General features: G+C 42.4%; 21 protein-coding genes and 1 pseudogene. 15 read left to right on the top strand and 7 right to left on the bottom strand.

What is annotated here, in order from left to right:
• Nucleotides 1-51: 51 nt before the first annotated feature.
• Nucleotides 52-1,392: an MFS transporter gene (locus ACF1X7_RS00110; protein WP_146955434.1), complete on the bottom strand. Its 1,341-nt coding sequence runs from the start codon at nt 1,390-1,392 to the stop codon at nt 52-54.
• A gap of 180 nt (nt 1,393-1,572) precedes the next feature.
• Here ACF1X7_RS00110 and ACF1X7_RS00105 point away from each other — a divergent pair, with 180 nt between their 5' ends.
• The 6 genes from ACF1X7_RS00105 (at nt 1,573) to ACF1X7_RS00080 (ending at nt 6,912) form a co-directional block, all read left to right on the top strand.
• On the top strand, nt 1,573-2,022 hold the full coding sequence (locus ACF1X7_RS00105; RefSeq protein ID WP_052202718.1) for a hypothetical protein: 450 nt from the start codon (nt 1,573-1,575) through the stop codon (nt 2,020-2,022).
• Between the two features lie 78 nt (nt 2,023-2,100).
• Entirely contained in the window at nt 2,101-3,321 is a 1,221-nt protein-coding gene (locus ACF1X7_RS00100) for a PTS transporter subunit EIIC (protein WP_411162315.1), read from the top strand.
• 25 nt (nt 3,322-3,346) lie between these two features.
• Nucleotides 3,347-4,993: an alpha,alpha-phosphotrehalase gene (locus tag ACF1X7_RS00095; RefSeq protein WP_411162314.1), complete on the top strand. Its 1,647-nt coding sequence runs from the start codon at nt 3,347-3,349 to the stop codon at nt 4,991-4,993.
• Between the two features lie 16 nt (nt 4,994-5,009).
• On the top strand, nt 5,010-5,498 hold the full coding sequence (locus ACF1X7_RS00090; RefSeq protein WP_411162313.1) for a PTS glucose transporter subunit IIA: 489 nt from the start codon (nt 5,010-5,012) through the stop codon (nt 5,496-5,498).
• Between the two features lie 10 nt (nt 5,499-5,508).
• Nucleotides 5,509-6,303, top strand: coding sequence for a ChbG/HpnK family deacetylase (locus ACF1X7_RS00085; protein ID WP_146955431.1), 795 nt, complete (start codon nt 5,509-5,511; stop codon nt 6,301-6,303).
• 3 nt (nt 6,304-6,306) lie between these two features.
• On the top strand, nt 6,307-6,912 hold the full coding sequence (locus ACF1X7_RS00080) for an SGNH/GDSL hydrolase family protein (RefSeq protein ID WP_039098767.1): 606 nt from the start codon (nt 6,307-6,309) through the stop codon (nt 6,910-6,912).
• 94 nt (nt 6,913-7,006) lie between these two features.
• Here the strand turns inward: ACF1X7_RS00080 and ACF1X7_RS00075 are convergent, their stop codons facing one another.
• Both ACF1X7_RS00075 and ACF1X7_RS00070 read right to left on the bottom strand, forming a co-directional pair.
• The gene (locus tag ACF1X7_RS00075) at nt 7,007-7,714 is read right to left on the bottom strand and encodes a VIT family protein (RefSeq protein WP_039098768.1); all 708 of its coding nucleotides are present in this window, start codon (nt 7,712-7,714) and stop codon (nt 7,007-7,009) included.
• 21 nt (nt 7,715-7,735) lie between these two features.
• Complete coding sequence (locus tag ACF1X7_RS00070; RefSeq protein ID WP_411162312.1) at nt 7,736-8,416, bottom strand: VIT family protein; 681 nt, start codon at nt 8,414-8,416, stop codon at nt 7,736-7,738.
• Nucleotides 8,417-8,532: 116 nt separating this feature from the next.
• On the opposite strand from ACF1X7_RS00070, the gene ACF1X7_RS00065 reads away from it, so the two are divergent.
• The 7 genes and pseudogenes from ACF1X7_RS00065 (at nt 8,533) to pnuC (ending at nt 12,904) form a co-directional block, all read left to right on the top strand.
• The gene (locus ACF1X7_RS00065) at nt 8,533-9,234 is read left to right on the top strand and encodes an NAD(P)H-binding protein (protein ID WP_411162311.1); all 702 of its coding nucleotides are present in this window, start codon (nt 8,533-8,535) and stop codon (nt 9,232-9,234) included.
• A gap of 57 nt (nt 9,235-9,291) precedes the next feature.
• Entirely contained in the window at nt 9,292-9,711 is a 420-nt protein-coding gene (locus tag ACF1X7_RS00060) for a MerR family transcriptional regulator (protein WP_004270020.1), read from the top strand.
• Nucleotides 9,712-9,729: 18 nt separating this feature from the next.
• Nucleotides 9,730-10,137: a cupin domain-containing protein gene (locus tag ACF1X7_RS00055; protein WP_039098772.1), complete on the top strand. Its 408-nt coding sequence runs from the start codon at nt 9,730-9,732 to the stop codon at nt 10,135-10,137.
• 20 nt (nt 10,138-10,157) lie between these two features.
• Nucleotides 10,158-10,481 (top strand): annotated as a pseudogene (locus ACF1X7_RS00050) (carboxymuconolactone decarboxylase family protein).
• Nucleotides 10,482-10,575: 94 nt separating this feature from the next.
• The gene (locus ACF1X7_RS00045; RefSeq protein ID WP_411162310.1) at nt 10,576-10,956 is read left to right on the top strand and encodes a winged helix-turn-helix transcriptional regulator; all 381 of its coding nucleotides are present in this window, start codon (nt 10,576-10,578) and stop codon (nt 10,954-10,956) included.
• 158 nt (nt 10,957-11,114) lie between these two features.
• Entirely contained in the window at nt 11,115-11,864 is a 750-nt protein-coding gene (locus tag ACF1X7_RS00040) for an SDR family oxidoreductase (protein ID WP_411162309.1), read from the top strand.
• A 281-nt stretch (nt 11,865-12,145) separates the two neighbouring features.
• Nucleotides 12,146-12,904 carry a nicotinamide riboside transporter PnuC gene (gene pnuC / locus ACF1X7_RS00035; RefSeq protein ID WP_039098775.1) on the top strand — a complete coding sequence of 253 codons (759 nt, stop codon included), beginning with the start codon at nt 12,146-12,148 and terminating at the stop codon, nt 12,902-12,904.
• Between the two features lie 69 nt (nt 12,905-12,973).
• On the opposite strand, the gene spxB is transcribed toward pnuC, so the two are convergent.
• From spxB to trpX, 4 genes are all read right to left on the bottom strand, one after another.
• Entirely contained in the window at nt 12,974-14,800 is a 1,827-nt protein-coding gene (gene spxB / locus ACF1X7_RS00030; protein WP_411162308.1) for a pyruvate oxidase, read from the bottom strand.
• 204 nt (nt 14,801-15,004) lie between these two features.
• The gene (locus tag ACF1X7_RS00025; RefSeq protein WP_271260159.1) at nt 15,005-15,760 is read right to left on the bottom strand and encodes an ABC transporter ATP-binding protein; all 756 of its coding nucleotides are present in this window, start codon (nt 15,758-15,760) and stop codon (nt 15,005-15,007) included.
• Nucleotides 15,757-16,620: an ABC transporter permease gene (locus tag ACF1X7_RS00020; RefSeq protein ID WP_411162307.1), complete on the bottom strand. Its 864-nt coding sequence runs from the start codon at nt 16,618-16,620 to the stop codon at nt 15,757-15,759. Before ACF1X7_RS00020 ends, ACF1X7_RS00025 begins: the two co-directional genes overlap by 4 nt.
• Nucleotides 16,617-17,618 carry a tryptophan ABC transporter substrate-binding protein gene (gene trpX, locus ACF1X7_RS00015; protein WP_411162306.1) on the bottom strand — a complete coding sequence of 334 codons (1,002 nt, stop codon included), beginning with the start codon at nt 17,616-17,618 and terminating at the stop codon, nt 16,617-16,619. Before trpX ends, ACF1X7_RS00020 begins: the two co-directional genes overlap by 4 nt.
• A 677-nt stretch (nt 17,619-18,295) precedes the next feature.
• Between trpX and ACF1X7_RS00010 the strand changes: the two genes are divergently transcribed.
• Nucleotides 18,296-19,642, top strand: coding sequence for a glucose-6-phosphate isomerase (locus ACF1X7_RS00010; protein ID WP_064777253.1), 1,347 nt, complete (start codon nt 18,296-18,298; stop codon nt 19,640-19,642).
• Nucleotides 19,643-19,879: 237 nt separating this feature from the next.
• On the top strand, nt 19,880-20,080 hold the full coding sequence (locus ACF1X7_RS00005; RefSeq protein WP_035186022.1) for a hypothetical protein: 201 nt from the start codon (nt 19,880-19,882) through the stop codon (nt 20,078-20,080).
• Nucleotides 20,081-20,274: the final 194 nt, after the last annotated feature.

The following is a 20,274-nucleotide window of genomic DNA, read 5'->3' as shown; positions in this document are numbered from 1 at the left end:
AAGCAGGTTAACGATGACAATCATCATCGCTAATCTGCTTTTTATTGTGGCTTATTTGGGGTGTAGTTGAGTGGCTAAGCCAAGACCAATTAAGGTCAGGCCGAGCAAACTAATAAATACGACTTGGTAACCGGCGACACTTAAAAGGAGAGTTGCAAGGGTGACGCCCAGCGCGCCCGCAATTTGACGAATCGTGGTTGTGACGGCAGTGCCGTCAGCGAGCACTTGATCCGGCAGGCTATTAGCACCAAGTGTAACAGCAGGCATCATGACAAATGCGTTGCCGCCTTCGATGAAACAGGCACACAGGATCATCAATGGTAATGACAGCCATTGGTAGAAGCCAATCAAAGCTAGCCATCCAATGCTAATCATGGTTAGGCCAACGAGTAAGGTCGGTTTAAAGCCAATTTTATCAGCTAACCGGCCCGCGAGTGGATTCAAAAGGCTTAACACAACGGCAGCAGGGACCAATGCTAATCCTGAAAGAAGCGGCGTCAACTTCAATTGAGCTTGAAAATATAATGGGTAGATGACTGTGGTGACAATCAATGAAATATAGGAAATAGCAGTCAATCCGACCGCAATATCGTAGTTAAGGTAACCGAGAATATGTAAATTAAGAAGTGGCGTTGTCTGGGTGAGTTGCCGGTAGACAAAATAACCCAGTGCTAGGCAGCTCACTAATCCGATACCCCAGAGTCCGATTGGGTTGATAGTAGGATGATTAGCGCTACTGATGACATATAATAAACCGATTAATCCAGTTGTACATAAAACGGAAAGACCATCAAGGTGATAGGGCTTAGCCGGCATAATATCAGAAATAGTGAAGTTAGCTGTTGCTAACACGGTTAAGATAATCAGAATAAAGGCGATGAATAGTCCTCGCCAGCTGAAGTAGTTGAGAATAATCCCTGAAATAATCGGCCCACAAGCTAGTGCAGAGCCCATTACTAAACCAGCCAGGCCCATAATTTGGCCCCGTTGATTTTCAGCAGTAATGGTTAATAAGACAGTTTGAAACGATGGAAATAAAACACCTACTGCGATGGCTTCCAACGCCCGCCCGAACAATACCCAACCGAACTGATTAGCGAAGACAATTAATAGCGTTCCAATAGTAAATAAACTTAAAATCCCCATGTAGAGTCGTTTGAATGGGATGTTGTTTAATAACCAAGGACTAATCGGCATCATGACACACATTACGAGCATAAAACCGGTTGTCAGCCATTGAACAGTTGTGGCTGATAAATCAAAATAGGCCATTAAGGTTGGATAAGTAGTTGAAAGGGCAGATTGGCTGATAGACATTGTGAACGTGCCGGTTAGTAGGGTGAATGTAAATAGTTTTAGTGCTGTTCCAGATAGATAACGTTGGTTGGACAAGTAATCAGATCCTTTTTTTGGCTTACCTTAACTATAGGACGTCATGTTTTATTTGTAAAATGAAACGCAATTTGAAATCGTTATCGGTAACAAAGGCTAATAATTAGCCTTTTATCTATACTTAGTATATATTTATACTCATGATAAGTATTTAGATATTATATTAAAGGGGGAACGACCATGAGTGTCAAAGCGGATCAACTATCGACTCAGGAATACATCGTACGGTGGAATCAATTTTTAGAACGGTTTATCGTGTTTGAAACAGTATTTAGTGAGTACACCCAGACCAGCAAGAACATCACCAAGGGGCGCTGTCTGGTGGGCGAAAATTTGGAATCGTTAAACGAATATTTTCAACGTAACTTACGGGTTTTTAAACAATTTATTGATCAAGTCACATTACTAAACCCGCCAAAAGAATTACGAGAAATTAACCGTCAGTTACAATTAGTAATGACTGATTACGTCTCGTCCGCTGAAGCCATGGTCACCGCCTTCAACGAGGGTGATGAGTTAAACTTATATCAGAAACTCACAACGAGCCGTCAACAACAAAAGAGTCTTCGAATACGCATTAGTGAACTTTTAAATCAAATCGCTGTTTTTAAAACACAGGCGGTCAAATAAAAAAAAGACACCCATCTGGCAACTCTCAGCCGGTAGGTGTCTTTTTTTTGACTAGATAATTTTACGCCTTATGATGCCGTGATTGCAGAAATCGGGACAGAGTTTGCTGGCGAAGATGAAACGGCCCAAGTTGTGGCTGTAACAACGCGCCAACAAAATTTAACGCCATGGGGCCATGTTAAAGAAGCCTTTAATCAATTAATCGGCGTGATTACCGGTGCGATGAGTCCGATTGTCGGTATCTTAGCTGCTGGCGGGATTTTAAAAGGTGTCTTGGCGATGCTAACGATGCCACAACTTGGCGCGTTATTAAGTGCTAAGAGTGAAGCGTACATTGTCTTAAGTACGATGGGTGATTCTGTTTTCTACTTCTTACCCATGTTGGTTGGGTTCACTGCTGCTAAGAAATTAAAAGGTGATCCAGTTTTAACCGCTGTCATCGGTGGTGTTCTGGTGCATCCTTCATTAGTGGCTTTAAACGGGAAATCATTGCTTGAAATTGGGTCATTAAACTTCCCAATGGTCAACTACACATATTCGATTTTCCCAATGATTCTCGCTGCTTGGTTGGTTGCTAAATTAACCAAATGGGTTAAAGGCTACTTACAAATTATCTTTACACCATTGATTGTGATAGCAGTCGTTTCTGCCATTACGCTTTACATCACAGGGCCTGCTATTATTTGGTTATCAAATGGTTTAGCATTCGGGATTCAATTCTTATTATTAAAGAGTGGTTGGTTATCTGGGTTATTAATCGGTGGATTCTATCAAGTGCTTGTTATCTTCGGATTACACTGGGGGATTTTACCAATTATTGCCAACGATGTTGCCGCAACGGGTCACAGTTACTTGAACGCGATTTTAAGCACAACAATGATTGCACAAGGGGCCGCTGTTTTAGCTGTTGCGATTAAGACCCGTAAAACAGCTTTAAAAGAATTATCATTTGCTGGTGCGATTTCAGCATTCTGTGGGGTTACAGAACCTGCTATTTATGGGGTCAACTTGAAGTTCCGACGCGTCTTCATTGCCGGTTTACTTGGTTCAGCCGCTGGCGGATTTGTCAGTGGGTTATTCCACGGTAATATGTTCGGTTTCGCGGGTTCGTGGATCGGCTTTGCATCATTCTTAGATCCAAAACACCCAGCAGATTTATCAAACTTATGGATTTTCATCGCATCATCAGCGGTTGCAACGATTGTGCCATTTATTGTAACGCTCGTTTGGGGTTATAACGATCAAATGACAGCTGGTGAAGCAATGGCTAAACCACAAAAACCAGGAACAGCAAAATAAACGACTGAAATAGGAGAGATATCGCATGGCATGGTGGCAAAAAGCAACAGTTTATCAAATTTATCCGCGGAGCTTTCAAGATTCCAACGGTGACGGAATCGGGGATATCAACGGCATTATTCAACGGTTAGATTATTTACAAAATCTTGGGATTGAATTGATTTGGTTGACGCCAATGTATGTTTCCCCCGGTCGTGATAACGGTTATGATATTGCGGACTATTACCACATTGATCCCATTTTTGGTGATTTAACCGATTTTGAACGACTCTTAAATGAAGCCCACAAACGTGGGATTAAAATCATGATGGATATGGTGGTCAACCATACTTCTGATCAACACCGCTGGTTCCAAGAGAGTCTCAAAGGCAAGGATAATCCGTACCATGAATATTATTTGTGGCGTGATCCAGTGGATGGACACGAACCAAATAATTGGTTATCCAAGTTTAGTGGCAGTGCTTGGGAATATGTGCCAGCACTTGATCAATATTATCTTCACCTATACGAAAAGAGCATGCCAGATTTGAACTGGCGGAATGAACACTTGCGGGCCGAGATTTTTAAAATGATGCAATTCTGGGCAGACCTTGGGATTGATGGGCTACGGTTAGACGTAATTAACAATATCTCGAAGGATAAAGACTTCCCGAATGATACGTTTAAAACGCCAAGCGACGATGGGCGCAATTTCTATACGAATGGACCACATGTGCACGAATACATTCATGAAATGTACGAAAAGGTCTTTGGCCCGAACCAATTTGTCACGGTTGGGGAACTTTCCTCAACCCCAATTGATGAAGCGATTCGTTATACCAATCCAGCCCGTGAAGAGTTATCGATGGCGTTTACCTGCCATCATGTGAAGGTTGATTATACCGGTGGCAAAAAATGGACACTAGGCGATTATCGGCTGTCTGATCTAAAACGGGTGCTTAGTGATTGGCAAACGGGGATGGCTGCCGGTGGTGGTTGGAACGCATTATTCTGGTCAAATCATGATCAGCCGCGTGCCGTTTCGCGCTTCTTGGATGACGGTCAATACCGCGATCAATCCGCTAAATTATTAGCATTAGTCGAATTTGACTTACAAGGTACACCGTATATTTATCAAGGGGAAGAAATTGCGATGAAGAACGCGAACTTCACCGCCATTGACCAATATCAAGATGCTGAATCCATCAATGCTTACCAGCAAATGTTGAGCGACGGGATTGATGAAGCGTTAGCGATTAAGATTTTACAGCAGAAATCACGCGAGAACTATCGAATTCCGATGCAATGGGATCAAACGGCGCATCACGGGTTTACGACTGGGACACCATGGTTAATGCCGGTTGAGCACGATGATTACTCAGTTGCCGCTAAGATTCATGAACCCAATAGTGTCTTTGCATTCTATCAAGAATTAGTGCGAATGCGTAAGCTTATGCCAGTTTTAATTGAAGGGGACTACCAATTATTTGAACCAGAGGACGAAGCGGTTTACACTTATCAACGACACCTAGATACTGAAACGATTCGCGTGATGGCTAATTTTACTGGTCAAACACAAGTCCGTTCAATACCACACGTCAAGGACGTGCTCATGGATAATTACGAACAACCGCAGTTTGATGGTCAGCAAATCACTTTACGCCCTTATGAAGCTATCATGATGCGGGTTTAAGAAAAGAGGAAGAACGATGTTTAATTTTTTGAAAAAAGGACCAGTTGGACAGGTAACAGCCCCCGTTGCTGGCAGTTATTTACCAATTGAACAAGTTACCGATGAAGTATTTGCAAGCAAGGCAGTTGGCGATGGCTTTGCCATTACCCCTGATGAACGGCAAACAACGATTAGCGCACCAATTGACGGTGTTGTTAGTTCGATTTTCCCCACTAAACACGCCATCATGATTACAACAAAGCAAAATGTTGAGATTCTGATTCATATGGGGGTTGATACCGTTGAATTGAAGGGCGCGCCATTTACGATGCACGTTGAAGCGGGTGATCGTGTCAAAGCTGGCGAAGCGATTGTTGATATTGACTGGCAACAACTAGCAGCCGCCCAAAAGGCAACGACTATCATGGTCGTCAGCAGTAACGCCACCTTTGTACCAGCAGAGCCACTACCAACAACAGTTACGACTGACACCATTATTGGACAGTTTGACTTAGCGGCAGAATAGGTGGGTTAAGATGCAACCAATCATTATTGAATCTGATGATTTCGGGATGACCATACCGATTTCGCGCGCAATCATTACTGGCTTAAAAACTGGCGTGATTTCTACCACTAATGCGCAAGTGACATCGCCTCATTTTGAAATGAGTGCGGCGCTCGCCCAGCAACATGGGATTACGGCAATGGGATTGCACTTGGTCCTCGACAAAGACCGCCCAATTAGTCAGCCACTGACGATTCCCAGCTTGGTAACCCCGGCTGGGTTTTGTCATGCTTATCAAACCTTACAAACTCATCCAAAACAGTTGGCCATTGCTGATGTTAAGCGTGAGTTTCAAGCGCAGATTGACCGCTTTTTGGCGAGTGGGTTACAACTCACGCATTTGACATCGCACCATTTTGTGGCAACGTTAACGCCTGAAATCTATGCAATTGTTCTAGAACTAGCGCAAACGTATCATGTCCCTGTTCGCAATGAAACGGCGCATTTAAGACCGACAGAACAAGCGGCCTACCTGCTATTAATGTCGGAATATGCCGTTTTAACGACTGGGACGTTGATAACGGCGCAACAAACACCGTATTTAACGCCACAGGAAATCAAACGGCAACTGACGCAGAAAAATTTGGTAGGTACGCCGGTGATCTTAAGCCATATTGGGTATTTATCGGCAGAGTTACGGCATAAGAGTCGTCTGACGACGAATCGGCTAGCCGAATTCAATGCGCTTAAAACATTAAAGCAAACCAATTATTGGGATCAATTTAGTTGGCAACTGACGGATTACTCAGAATTAGGAGCGAAGTAGCAAATGACACAATATCAACATTTAACGGTACTTGGTGATAGCATCACGGATCAACGTAATCATTACGCACACAAATGGTACTACCAGTGGTTAGCAGAATGGCTCACAATTCCCACAATCACCAATCTCGGAATTTCGGGGTCGACGATTGCCCAACCGTATGATCCGATGGTTGAACGCTGGCAAGCCATTCCTGAATCAACGGATTTATTATTGATTTATGCGGGTATGAATGACTTTGGTCGTGATGTACCACTTGGTCAATTTGGTGATCAGTCCACAGTAACATTCTACGGCGCACTACAAAAATTACTTGGGCAGATTACGAAACGTTACCCACAAGCGACGGTTTATTTTATCTCGCACGTTCACATTGGGACTGACTTCTTTTCGACCGTCAATCAAGGCGGTTATCAGCAACAAGATTATGAACAAGCGATTGCGCAAGTGACGGACTTGTTTGGCGTTCAGCATATCAGTTTGTTTAACGAATCAGCGTTGTCATTTGCGGATCCACAACAAGCGGCTGAGCTGAGTTTAGACAGTCTCCATCCCAACGATGCTGGCCATGAAAAAATTGCCCAGTTCTTGAGAACTAAAATTAGATAAGCAAAAAGGCGTCGAGCTAAAAGTTAATTTAAGCTCGACGCCTTTTTTTGTGGCTGAATTTAAGTTAAATTAGAACAAATGATGACGGATTTCTTTAGAAGAGTTGGCCAATCCCGTAGTGAATGGCCATTGTAATTAAACCAATTAGGATGTTCCGAATAATGGAGACTTTGACTTTGCCATCGCCCAGTTTAGCGCTGATAAACGCGGTAATGGAAACCGCGATGGTGACGGCAATGATTGTGCCGGTCATCTTGTAGGCTTCAGGCAGTAGAATCATTGTCACAAGGGGGAAGACGCCACCGAAAGCGGCTGAGAAGAGGGATGCAAACGCTGCGGCCCACGGGTTCATATAATGGCCAAGCTCAAGGTCATATTTAACATTAACAATTGTTGCTAAAGGCTTCTTATGCATTAAGTCCTTAGCGATTGCGAGTGCCGTTTCAGAAGTGACACCTTTGGCTTCGTAAAAAGCTTGGACTTCTTTAATTTGATCATCTTTAGCTGTTTTTAAGCGTGCTTGTTCAATGGCAACAGCGGCTTTTTCCGTGTCACTTTGCGAACTAACTGAAGCATATTCACCCGCCGCCATTGAAAAAGCACAGGCTAATAAATCAGCAAGTCCAGCGATAAAAATGGTGAAATTATTGGTTGTTGCGGCGGCAACACTAAAGAGCACACCAACAACGGTTAGAATCCCGTCATTAGAACCTAGAACGCCGGCTCGAAGGGTATTCATCTTTTCTTCCATCGTTTGATGGGGTTTTTCAGTTGTTTTGAGTGGGGCTTTAAGAGTGGTCATAAAAAAATCCTTTCTAAGCGATTATTGTTTGAATAATGTCCCAATAGCGTAAGTGACTACCATGGTTAATAATCCGGAAATCACATTGCGCAACATGGCTTTTGAACGATTCGCTTTGCCGAGAGCGGCTGCACTGTAGCCGGTTAGCGCAAGGGCAATCATCACTGCAATGATGGTGGCTTGCACGCGAATGGTTTGGGGTAATAAGGTGATTGCGGCTAGTGGCAAAATAGAACCGATTGGAAATGAGATGAATGACGCAACAGCGGCTGCGTAAGGACTGGTAAAAGCAGTCGGGACAAACCCATATTTTTCACGTACGACAGTCGTCAACGGATCAGCAGTCATCATTTCGTGTGTAGCCCGATCGGCAAGTTCAGGATCAATCCCAGTGTTGACGTATTTTTGCCGAACAAAAGCCATCTGAGACGCATAATTACTGTTTAAATTCAATTTCGTATTAATGATTGCCATTTCCTGTGCGTCTTTTTGCGTGCTGACAGAGACGTATTCGCCCATCGCCATTGAGATCGTTCCAGCAATCATTCCGGCAATTCCCGAAATGAAGATGGCGAAGCTATTGCTTGTAGCGCCGGCAACACCGATAACAATTCCGGCGACGGATAAAATCCCATCATTGGCACCCATGACGCTAGCCCGCATCACGTTAATTTTTTGGGCGAGTGATATTTTTTTTGACAAGGTGAAGCCTCCAATACTTTTTATTACTTTATAATGATTATAATTAATAACAACTTTCATTTTAGTCAATTTAATTTGAAAGTCAAGTAGCAACCTAGACCAATTAAATTTGAAAAATGGCTTGCCTTCGAGTGTACTTTAAGGAATATGCTAAAGACATTGAAGAAGGGGTGATTAAAATGAGTCGCATTTTAGTATTAGGGGCAGCCGGACAAGTGGCCCAGTTAGTTATTGAGCAACTGTTGAAAGAAAATCAACATGAGCTCGTGCTATATTTACGGCACGCTGAACGGCTAAGCGCATTAGCACAAAATCCACATGTCACGGTTATTGAAGGTGATGTGTTGGCTCAAGAGCCGTTGGCAGACAGTTTAGCTGGGGTCGATATCGTTTACGCAAATTTAGGCGGGCAGTTCGAACCATTAATGCAAAACGTTGTCGCGACAATGACTGCAGCGGGCATCAAACGATTAATCTATATCAGTGGATTAGGCTTGTATCATGAAGTGCCAGGTGCTTTTGGTGAGTGGAATGAACAAGTAGTCGGCCATGAAGTCATGGAAGACACGCGGCGGGCGGCGAAGATTGTTGAACAATCTTCGCTTAACTATACCATTTTACGTTGCGCCTATATGACCAATGAAGATCGGATCGATTACGAATTAACTGAAAAGGGAACACCGTTTAAAGGGACGATTATTTCACGACGGAGTATCGCGCAAGTTGTTGTTGATTTAGTTAATCATCCTGAAAAAGGAATTGGGGCAAGTTGGGGCATTAATCAGCCGAATATTGATGGCGATCGTCCTATTTATTAAAAAACTTGCCTTATAGTATACTCTAAGGTATAAGCTATTTTTGTAGGAGGGATGTCGATGGCACAAGAGCAGTACAAAATCGGCGAGTTTGCTAAATTAGTTGGTTTGTCGACTTACACATTACGTTACTATGAAGACCAAGGCTTGATTATGCCGCAACGCGATGCGGCCGGTGTCCGCTTTTATACATTAGAGGACGTTAAGTGGGTCGGGTTTATACTCCATCTAAAAGGGACCGGTATGCGGATTACAGAATTAAAGCAATATGTTGCATTGCGGGCTCAAGGAGACGCAACGATTGAAGCGCGCAAAGCTTTATTGCAAAAAACAAAGGCTCAAGCTGAAGCCGAATTGGCTGAGCGCCAAGCAAATTTACAGATCCTAACGCGTAAAATTGATTGGTATGATGGTAAATTGGATCAGAGTATCGATCAAGCAGAGAGTTTTGAAACGTATTTACAACGATTTGAATCCTAATAAAGTGAGGTTATTAGAATGGTTAAGAATGAACAATTAAAAGAAAAACAATTATTCCCAGTTGGAGAAGCTAATGTGGCTTATCAAGACTTCTTCGTCGGTCAAAGTTATTTATCAATGTTAGTGAACGAACCAGACGTGAATGTCGGTGTCGGGAATGTCACGTTTGAACCTGGTTGTCGGAACAATTGGCACATCCATCATGCTGGGTACCAAATTCTATTGGTGACTGGTGGCGAAGGCTGGTATCAAGAAGAAGGTAAAGCAGCACAACACTTAGTCCCAGGAGATGTGATTGTTACTAAAGACGGCATCAAACACTGGCATGGGGCCACTAAGGATAGCTGGTTTAGTCATGTCGCCATCACTGCCGGCACACCAGAATGGTTAGAAGCTGTTTCAAATGCGCTTTATGACGCACTTTAATTCAGAAAGGGGTTTTTAAAATGGCAAAGAAACAAACAGCAGGCCGCGATCTATTGGGTGATTTTGCACCTAAATGCGCTGAATTAAACGACGATGTTTTATTCGGGTAAGTTTGGTCGCGTGAATCAGAGTTACCAGCACATCAACGGAGTTTAATCACCATCAGTGCCTTGATTTCAGGTGGTAATTTTGAACAATTACCAGCGCATTTAAAGATTGATAAGGAAAACGGCATTACTGAAGCTGAAATTGTCGAAGTGATTACGCATTTATCATTTTATGTCGGCTGGCCTAAGGCATGGTCGGCGATGAACGCTGCTAAAGCGGCTTATCGACCAGAATAATTAATCAGGGATTAGGACAGATAAGATTGTCCTGATCCTTTTTTTGATGGTATGATAGACAAACAAATCAGCATCAAGAAGTGGAGGAAAGGCCTTGAACGAGCCACAAAAAAATTATACCAACGGTGTTTTAATGACTTTATCAGTGATTGGAATGAAATGGAAACCGTTGATTCTCTGTCATCTTGTGGCAGGACCTCAAAGACCGGCCGAACTTAAAAGAGTCGTTCAGGGAATTTCAGCCAAAGTTTTAACCGATCAATTACGTGAATTGGAACGAGATGGCATCATTACTCGAAAAGTTCTTAACGAAGTACCCCCACACGTGGAGTATGCGATTTCTGCGTACGGCAAATCATTGGTTTCCGTCCTAGGAATGATGGCCAAGTGGGGCGAAGATAGAATCGACTTTCTACAGAGCAATGGTGATGATGTGCAGTTGGATTATCGAGACCATGAAAAATACGATATTTAAAGAAGGCGATAACATTTATTCAAAAAGAATGTTGTCGTCTTTTTAGTGATTTCACAAAACTTACTTTGAGGTGCGTTAGTTAGTTGAAAGTGCGTAATTGTTTATTACGAAGTACCCGATATACTAACCTTATCAACTAAAAAGTGAGGGGAAAAGAAATGAATGATATTCAAAATAAAGTCGTTGTGATTACCGGTGCATCAAGTGGGATTGGTAAAGAGACGGCCACCTTATTAGCAGCCAAAGGTGCAAAACTTGTTTTAGCGGCTCGACGAACAAGTGCGTTGGCGGCGTTGGCAACGGCGTTAACCGCTCAATACGACACTGAGGTTATTTACCAGCAAACGGATGTGACGCAATTAGCAGACATGCAAGCCTTAATCGAATTGACAATCGCTAAATTTGGTAGAATTGATGTGCTATTCAATAATGCTGGCTTAATGCCCGTCTCAATGCTACGCGATGGTAAAGTCGATGAGTGGGAGGTTATGATTGATATTAATATCAAAGGTGCGCTATATGGCATTAAATATGCCTTACCTTTAATGGAACAGCAAAAGAGTGGTCATATCATTACCACGGATTCAGTTGCCGGTCATTTCACTGGTGAAGGCTTATCCGTTTATTCAGCCACTAAATATGCAATGCGCGCGGTGATGGAAGGGTTACGTGTGGAAGAAGTTGGAATGGGCATTAAATCAACGTTAATCTCTCCAGGACATGCGCAAACCGAATTAGCCAGCCGGATTAGTGATCCGCAATTACGAGCAGCTGTTCTCAAGAGTGAAACTGAAACTGGATTAACAGCAACCGATGTCGCTAATGCCGTAATGTACGCCATCGATACACCAGATAATGTGGGCATTAATGACGTCATTCTCCGGTCAATTGATCAAAGAGACTATTAAGACATTGGTCAAAGATTGAATTGAGTCTTGACAACGAACGCTAAAAATAAAAAATATTTTCGAATGGTCTAGTTCAGCGCTTGCAATCGTAAGTTAACGGCACTTTCAAAAAGGCTTTAAAATCAGCTACCACAAATTGAATTAAATACAAGAGTTTAAATTAGAATGCTTAGCGTGTACCATATATAGTGTTGTTTCGTCAGATGGCACATCAATATATGGAAAATGGTGTTGACAATCTGGAGTGATAATTAAATTCATATAAAGAGGGGTTCAGTTCAATGCAGGACAATCGTGCAATCACCAGTGTATTTAATCCTAAGTGGTACATTCAACAGATGAAAGGGTGGACAACATCCAGTTATGGTTTGTTGATGTTTGGGTTAGGCTTTATTTTAGCTGCTACTATTTCCGGTGGTCCAATGACTGGCGTGTCGTTTTTAACGATGCTCGCGGGGATGTTAGGCTTCACCTGTACTATTAGTATTACGAATACGAAACCTTTAAACGGTGTCTTTGGTGTCATCTCTGCATTAATCTACATTATTGTGGCTTATAATGCTAAAAACTATAACGATATGGTATTACAAACCGTCTACATTATTATGTTAGACATCCCAGTCTTATTAATGCCAGATTGGGCGCAAAACGTTGATAAAAAAGTCCGGGGGCTTGCTACTCGTGGTAAAGGACTTCGTAATTGGGCGTTGACGCTATTGTTCTTTGTTGTATCAGTTGGGTTATTATATCTCTGGGAAAGCAATATGACGGACAGTCCACGACCATTGATCGATAGTATCGCCGCTTCAGTTGGGTTTACTGGCGCACTGTTGACCACATTACGGTTTAAAGAAAGCTATTACTTCTGGTTCATCCAAAGTATCGTATCAATCACGTTGTGGGGCATTACAGCAATGCAGGGTGGCTCAAATTGGGTCTTATTCTTCACCTATATCTTGTACTTATCAAACGACTTAGTCTCATTCTTCGACAAGAACGTCGTTTGGTTCCATCCTAAAGAAGCCATTACCAAAAATTAAATCAATAAAAATAGCGTCCCAACACACCGCAATGTGTTGAGACGCTATTTTTATGATGGCCGGGTTGTTTTATAGTTCAACACCGTTTTCTTCAAATAATTCTGGTAATGTCTTCAGTGATTGACCATCGTATTCTGCGAAGAAATCAGTCACGCTGTATTCTTTGCCAGCAGGACGAGAAGCATCATAGCTTGCGCTAATTGTTTCTGTTAACTTACCATCTTTAATGGTTAGTTCTAATTCTTCAACTGGAATACTCCGTTTGTCAGTGATCTTAGCATCAATTAAGAATGGTCGGCCAGCTTTTGTGACTTCAAGGGCTTTGTCAAAGGCAGCGGGTAATTCTTTAGAAGAACGAACGGTGATTGATTCAATGCCCATTGCTTGCGCAATCATGGCAAAATCTTGATCTTCAATGAAGATTCCTGAGTAATCCATTGGAATATCATCTTGTTCACTCTTGATGAAGTTTAATGCGGCATTTGATGTGATGATATTAATGATTGGTAATTGGTATTTCTTTTCAGTGATCAAGTCTTGCATGACCATTGAAAAGGCACCATCACCCGAGATGTTGAAGACTTGGCGATCTGGGTAGCTCAATTGACCAGCTAAGGCACCAGGAACGCCTGAACCCATTGAAGCAAAGAGGGCAGAAATCACCCATTTGTTCTTAGGCGTTAAGTTCAAGTGACGGAAACTGTTGATGATATTATCACCAACATCGATTGAAAAGACAGCATCGTCTTCAGCAATCCGGTTGATTTCTTTGTAGATTGGTTCGAATTCAAGCGGATCAGAGTCGCGGTTCGTTAAAACATCAAGGTAGGCTTGCCAGTTTGCCATATCAGCAACAGCAGCTTTGAAGAATGGTGTTGGGGCAACCGTTTCACTTCTGGCGATTACTTTTTCAACAAAAGCAGTTGCATCTGACCAGATTCCGAAGTCTAAGAAATGGTGACGGCCAAATTGTGCTTCATCGTTATCGATTTGGATAAACTTGAAGTCATGTGTCCGATAAATTAAGTTGGCAAATGGGAAGTCAGCACCGATGGCAATCACAAGATCACTAACGGCCATGATTTCATCAGCCGCTTTAGAAGCAGCCCGGTTAGCCATGCCTAAGTTACCTTCATAACTATCAGGCACTAACCCTTTAGCAAGCCCAGTCATGACGATTGGAATTTGAAGTTTCTTTGATAATTCAACGAGCTTGTCGCCGCCGTCTTTAATCCCACGACCAACGTGAATTACAGGGCGTTTAGCGTCTTTAACCATTGCTAAGAATTGATCAACTTCTTCGTCTGTTGCGACTGGACCAGCCACTTTTTTACGATCTGAAGGTGAGCTTGAGCTATATGGTGCATCTGGAATTTCAACGTAGCCGAAGTCATTTGGAATAACAACCACTGCGACGCCATTGTGTTTGTAAGCTTCACGGATTGCTTTATCAACAACGTATGGCAAGCTTTCAGGTGTCATAACGAGGCGGTTATAAACAGCAACGTCAGAGAACATTGGGTTTTCAGCGAATTCTTGGAAGTAGTTGTAGTTCATGTTCTTGCTTGGTACTTGACCAATCAAGGCTAAAACTGGTGCATGATCTTCTTTTGCATCATATAAACCAGTTAAAAGGTTAGTTGCACCAGGGCCAGCTGAACCAAAAGCAACCCCGATTTTACCAGTTAATTTAGCGTCAGCAGCTGCGGCAAGGGCCCCAACTTGTTCGTGACGAATTTGAATATATTTTAAACGATCCTTTTCAATATTAAGAGCATTCATTGTTGAGTTAAATGAGCCACCAGGGTAACCAAAGATATGATCAACGCCCCAAGATTCGATAACTCTAAGCATAGCAACACTAGCTGGAATAGTTTTTTGAGTAGTAACTGTCATTATACAGATCTCCCTTAAATCAATAATTAGGTTGCGCACAACCTTATGGGAATAATTTAGCACACTTAGAAAACGATTACAAGTGTTAAACGTAGGTTAATCGTATCCTTAACTAATTAACCGCTGATAAATTGGTGCTTGATAAGATTGAATGGATTTAAGCAGCAAAAACCGCGCTATCCGAAAATGGTTAGCGCGGTTTGATTAGTTTAAATAGTCTAGTAAAGTATCGACAGTTAATGCTTGCTTTTCAGTCGCGTTCAAGTCGGCAATCAGTTTACCGGCTTTTAACACCAAGAGTCGATTGCCATATTGCAACGCATCCTCTAAATCATGCGTAATCATTAGGCAGGTGAGTTGGTTATCGCGAATTGTTTGATTGGTAAAAGTCATCAATGCTTGGCTGGAAACTGCATCTAAAGCAGATGTGTGTTCATCTAATAACAGCAATTCAGGTTTTTGAATCGTCGCCATCAAGAAGTTTAACGTTTGTCGTTGGCCACCTGACAAGTTACTAACCGGGCGATTGAGTTGTTGATCCAAGTGATTCGGGAGTGTCTTGGCGAGCGCTTTGATTTGTGGGAGTTGTTGCTTGAGACGCCGGGGAAATAAGCGGCGGCGTTGGCCACGGCGCATCGCCAACAAAATATTTTCGGCAACGGTCATATCAGCTGCGGTGCCCAACTTAGGATCTTGGTAGACACGACTAATGAGCCGTGTGCGTTGTTGGGCGGATTGCTTCGTAATGTCGTGGTCGTTGAATAGTAGTTGCCCACTTGTGGGGGTTAAATCACCCGCAATGGTATTAAAAAAAGTCGATTTACCCGCACCGTTTGCGCCAAGGAGGATGACAAATTCACCAGGATTAATCGTGAGATTTAAATCATTTAAGAGTTGTTTGGGTTCATTATTATCAGTAACTTCAAAATTGAGGTGGTTTAAAGTCATACGCGGGGTCATTTGGTAGTCAGTCCTTTCTTTTGTTGTGGTGCGATGATGAAGATGGCCAGAATGACGGCCGAGAAGAGTTTGAAATCATTGGCGTTAAAGCCGAGTTGTAAGACAAGGAGTAAGATGAGGCGGTAGACGACGCTTCCTAGGATAATGCTAATTAGTTTGGCGATGAAATGCTTGCCGACAAGGAGCCGTTCACCAATGATGATCGCGGATAACCCAATGACCATCACACCGATGCCCATGTTGACATCAGCAAAGCCGTTATATTGTGCAACGAGCCCACCTGCAAGGGCGATCAAGCCGTTTGACAGCACGATCCCAATCGTTTTCGTCCGCTTTACGGCAATCCCTTGTGAGAGGGCCATCGTGGGATTATCACCAGCTGCAATCAGGGATTGACCGAATTCGGTGTAGAGTAAGCCAGCCAGTAATAATAGGGCAATCAGCATGATGACTAGGTTAATGACTAAGAGCCGTTGATCGAGCGTTAATTGATGGAATAGCGGCAGTTGATATAGGTTGTGTTGATCACCAATTGCCATGTTGGCTTTGCCTAAAATCCGCAAGTTGACGGAATACAAACCGGTTAGCGTTAAAATCCCGGCTAACAAACTCTGGACATGGAAGTAGTTGTATAAAATTGCCGTCACGAGTCCGGCTAAACAGCCACCGATGAATGCGACTAATAGGGAAAAGGCAATGTTATGTTGTTGCAACATTAAAGCGCTGAGGGCTGCGCCTAACGGGAAACTGCCTTCAACGGTCATGTCAGGGAATTTTAAGATTCGAAAGGTGATGAAAACGCCTAGGCTTAGTAGGCTCCATAATAATCCTTGGTCAATGGTTGAGATAATAAGATTCATTTGAGAACAGATCCTTTTTGATTAGCGATTTGCATTAAACTCTGCGGAATTGTGATGTGGAGGGCTTTTGCTTTTTTGAGGTTTAAGACTAAATGTCCTTTGCGTAAATACCGAATTGGAGTGGTTGCGGGTTTTGAACGACCACTTAAAACGGCGGCGGTCATCTTACCGGTTTCAACGCCTAAGTCGTATTGGCTTAGGCCGACGGTTGCGAGCCCACCATCTTTAACCATCGTTTCAGCGGATGGAAAGACTGGCGTTTTGGTTTTGTCGGTCACATGGACGAGGGTGCCCATTGCACTAGCAATCGTATTATCGGTGGGAACGTAAATTGCATCGACTTTTGGGACTAGATTCTGGCTGACTTGTTCCAGATCGTTGACTGAACTAAGACTGGCCTCAACAACGGTCAGCCCTTTTTGTTCAGCAAGTTGTTTGAATAAGTGCATTTGACTGGTGGCAGAGTTATCACTGCTTGAATAGAGAATGCCGACGGTTTTCAGTTGCGGCATGATGGTTTGCATTAATGCCAATTGCTTTTGAATCGGGGCTTGATCGGATACGCCGGTGATATTGGCACCAGGATGGGCGTTGTTCTTAACGAGATTGGCACTCGCCGGATCAGTCACGGCGCCTAAGATAATCGGTAATTGCTTAGTAGCATTGGCTAAGCTTTGTGCGGCAGGGGTGGCAATGCCGACCGTTACTTTGGCTTTTTCAGTGACGAATTGATTGCTCATCAGACGTAAATTACTTTGATCGTTCTGCGCATTTTGAAAATCAATTTTGATATTACGGTTGTTATGATAGCCTTCGCTTGCCAGACCAGCGACAATCCCGCGATGAATTTCATCAAGTGCGGGATGAGATAAGGGTTGTAAAATCCCGACAATTGGCAATTTAGGTTGGTTGGCTTCTTTGATTTTTTTGATACCAAGTAGGGTGAGCAAACTCCCAAAAATTAGAATGAGGGGTAAAAAACGTTTGAGTTTAGACATGGCGAAAGCTCCTTTAACGTGCTTTTTGAAACTGACTCTTGTGCTTAACTACATTTACCAAACCGGTGATTACATCACCAATTTGGTAAATTAGGTTAATGCTCAGAGTCAAACCGTTTCAAACACACTTCTATTTTTTAACGTGCTTTTCAAACCGTATTTCTGTGCCTAGCTACGTCGCACAAACGACCGACTGCGTCGTTCATTCGCACCACTAGGCTAGTGTTCGAAATATACCCGGTTTGAACGCACTCATTATTATCAAACAAAAAAGTCCCCCACATGACAGTCATGTAGGGGACAGAAAAAGCCTACATGGATTTCCTCGAGTTAAAATCCATGTAGGCTTAAAATTCAATCGATTACTGATGAATGGCCGCATGGATACAATCAAAAGACTGTATCCATAACGGCATACAATCTCACTTAGCGGCTTTGCCAACGAATATTCAATTGTACTAAGTGAGTGTTTGTCATTTTCAGTAACCTCCGTTTTATTTGATGATTTGAAGTATAGCGGGATGGGTGAAACAAGTCAAGGACTTTGAGTAATTTTCTTTTGAAAATAAAGGTGGTCTAGTCTGAAAAAGCGGTCGATCTGGCTTGCTTTTTAGCGCTAAAAAAGCTAAAGTTATTAACGTATACTTGTGTTTAAAAACAGGAGGAATAAGACAAATATGGCACATATTTCATTTGATACATCCCGTTTGGACAAATTTGTCCAATCAAACGAACTTGCAGAAATGCAAGCAATGGTTAATGCTGCAGACTCACAATTACGTGAAGGCACTGGTGCAGGCAACGACTTCCGTGGTTTCTTAGATTTACCAGTGAACTACGATAAGGACGAATTCGCCCGCATTAAGAAAGCTGCTGCTAAAATTAAGAGCGATTCAGAAATTTTCATCGCAATTGGTATCGGTGGCTCATACCTCGGCGCCAAAGCTGCAATTGATTTCTTGAATAACACGTTCTACAACATGTTACCAGCAGAACAACGTGACTTCCCACAAGTATTATTCGCCGGGAACTCAATCAGTTCAAGTTACTTAAACGACTTAGTTAACTTGATCGGCGATCGCGATTTCTCAATCAACGTTATCTCAAAATCAGGAACAACAACTGAACCTTCAATTGCTTTCCGTGTTTTGAAAGACAAGTTGATCAAGAAATATGGTAAAGAAGAAGCTAAGAGCCGGATCTACGCAACAACTGACCGTGCTAAAGGCGCTTTGAAGACAGAATCAGATGCAGAAGGCTACGAAGAATTCGTTGTGCCTGATGACATCGGTGGCCGTTTCTCAGTATTAACAGCCGTTGGTTTATTACCAATCGCCGTTGCTGGTGGGGATATCGACCAATTGATGAAAGGTGCAGCTGATGCCCGCACTGAATACACAGATACAGACGTTATGAAAAACGATGCATACAAATATGCTGCTTTACGTAACATTCTTTATCGCAAAGGTTACACAACCGAATTATTAGAAAACTACGAACCAACATTGCAATATTTCTCAGAATGGTGGAAGCAATTGATGGGCGAATCTGAAGGTAAAGACCAAAAAGGGATTTATCCTTCAAGTGCTAACTTCTCAACTGACTTGCATTCATTAGGTCAATACATCCAAGAAGGTCGTCGTAACTTGATGGAAACAGTTGTCAACGTTGTGAACCCTAACAGCGACATTGATATTCCAACTGACGAAAAGAACTTGGACGGTTTAGGCTACTTAGAAGGCCACACAATGGACTTCGTTAACAAGAAAGCTTACCAAGGTGTTGTCTTAGCACATACTGATGGCGGCGTCCCTGTTATGTCAGTTAACATCCCAGATCAAACAGCCTACACATTAGGCTACATGATCTACTTCTTCGAAATGGCTGTCTCAATCTCAGGTTACTTGAATGGTATCAACCCATTCAACCAACCAGGTGTTGAAGCTTACAAGAAGAACATGTTTGCTTTATTAGGCAAACCCGGCTTTGAAGAATTAGGCAAAGAATTAAACGAACGCCTATAATTCAACGTTTATAAAGATAAAATTCGACTTTTATTAAAGCATTTAGTCTATTGATTTTATGAAATGGTGCAGTATTTGGTGCATTGTTCTAAAATAAATGGATTAAATGCTTTTTGTTTAATACGGATAAAGAATAAAATATATAAATTACTTATTTTTAGTAAGCGAAGTATAATGACCTTATCAAAGATGACCAATTCATCAATAATATTAAAAGTAAAAATGGAGATGATGGCAATGTTAGTCATTCAATATGTCAACGGTCAAACGAACGCTGAAAAGGTTTATCAAAAAGCGGCTGAATTTGTCGCAAATCAACAACTGGAAGTACCCGATTTCGAAGATTACGTCGCAATTAAGCAGGTGACGTTGGATGGGCAGCCATTAACGTTGGCGGATGCGACCATGCGCGGCTTATATAATTATTTAAATCAATAAAGTTAATCTGAAAGAAAAACGTCGCTCAAGAGAGCGGCGTTTTTGAGTTAGGCAAATTCTATAATTAATCCGAACAGAAATTAAAAAGCCCAAAGCAATCACTTACAATGGTAGTAGCTAATTCCAACCAATATAGGGAGTGATTACTTTGGGTACATCTACTTTATCACGTTTTCAACGTGGCGCACTAGCAC

Source organism: Latilactobacillus sp. VITA-14 (genome assembly GCF_046580785.1).
Classification (GTDB): domain Bacteria; phylum Bacillota; class Bacilli; order Lactobacillales; family Lactobacillaceae; genus Latilactobacillus; species Latilactobacillus curvatus.
This window is presented reverse-complemented; position numbering and strand designations above follow the sequence as displayed.

Excerpts from the sequence above, each read along its gene's own strand:
- ACF1X7_RS00105 (WP_052202718.1), top strand. The coding sequence starts at position 1,573 with ATGAGTGTCAAAGCGGATCAACTATCGACTCAGGAATACATCGTACGG.
- ACF1X7_RS00095 (WP_411162314.1), top strand. The coding sequence starts at position 3,347 with ATGGCATGGTGGCAAAAAGCAACAGTTTATCAAATTTATCCGCGGAGC.
- ACF1X7_RS00090 (WP_411162313.1), top strand. The coding sequence starts at position 5,010 with ATGTTTAATTTTTTGAAAAAAGGACCAGTTGGACAGGTAACAGCCCCC.
- ACF1X7_RS00085 (WP_146955431.1), top strand. The coding sequence starts at position 5,509 with ATGCAACCAATCATTATTGAATCTGATGATTTCGGGATGACCATACCG.
- ACF1X7_RS00080 (WP_039098767.1), top strand. The coding sequence starts at position 6,307 with ATGACACAATATCAACATTTAACGGTACTTGGTGATAGCATCACGGAT.
- ACF1X7_RS00075 (WP_039098768.1), bottom strand. The coding sequence starts at position 7,714 with ATGACCACTCTTAAAGCCCCACTCAAAACAACTGAAAAACCCCATCAA.
- ACF1X7_RS00065 (WP_411162311.1), top strand. The coding sequence starts at position 8,533 with ATGGCTTGCCTTCGAGTGTACTTTAAGGAATATGCTAAAGACATTGAA.
- ACF1X7_RS00060 (WP_004270020.1), top strand. The coding sequence starts at position 9,292 with ATGGCACAAGAGCAGTACAAAATCGGCGAGTTTGCTAAATTAGTTGGT.
- ACF1X7_RS00055 (WP_039098772.1), top strand. The coding sequence starts at position 9,730 with ATGGTTAAGAATGAACAATTAAAAGAAAAACAATTATTCCCAGTTGGA.
- ACF1X7_RS00040 (WP_411162309.1), top strand. The coding sequence starts at position 11,115 with ATGAATGATATTCAAAATAAAGTCGTTGTGATTACCGGTGCATCAAGT.
- pnuC (WP_039098775.1), top strand. The coding sequence starts at position 12,146 with ATGCAGGACAATCGTGCAATCACCAGTGTATTTAATCCTAAGTGGTAC.
- spxB (WP_411162308.1), bottom strand. The coding sequence starts at position 14,800 with ATGACAGTTACTACTCAAAAAACTATTCCAGCTAGTGTTGCTATGCTT.
- ACF1X7_RS00025 (WP_271260159.1), bottom strand. The coding sequence starts at position 15,760 with ATGACCCCGCGTATGACTTTAAACCACCTCAATTTTGAAGTTACTGAT.
- ACF1X7_RS00020 (WP_411162307.1), bottom strand. The coding sequence starts at position 16,620 with ATGAATCTTATTATCTCAACCATTGACCAAGGATTATTATGGAGCCTA.
- trpX (WP_411162306.1), bottom strand. The coding sequence starts at position 17,618 with ATGTCTAAACTCAAACGTTTTTTACCCCTCATTCTAATTTTTGGGAGT.
- ACF1X7_RS00010 (WP_064777253.1), top strand. The coding sequence starts at position 18,296 with ATGGCACATATTTCATTTGATACATCCCGTTTGGACAAATTTGTCCAA.
- ACF1X7_RS00005 (WP_035186022.1), top strand. The coding sequence starts at position 19,880 with ATGTTAGTCATTCAATATGTCAACGGTCAAACGAACGCTGAAAAGGTT.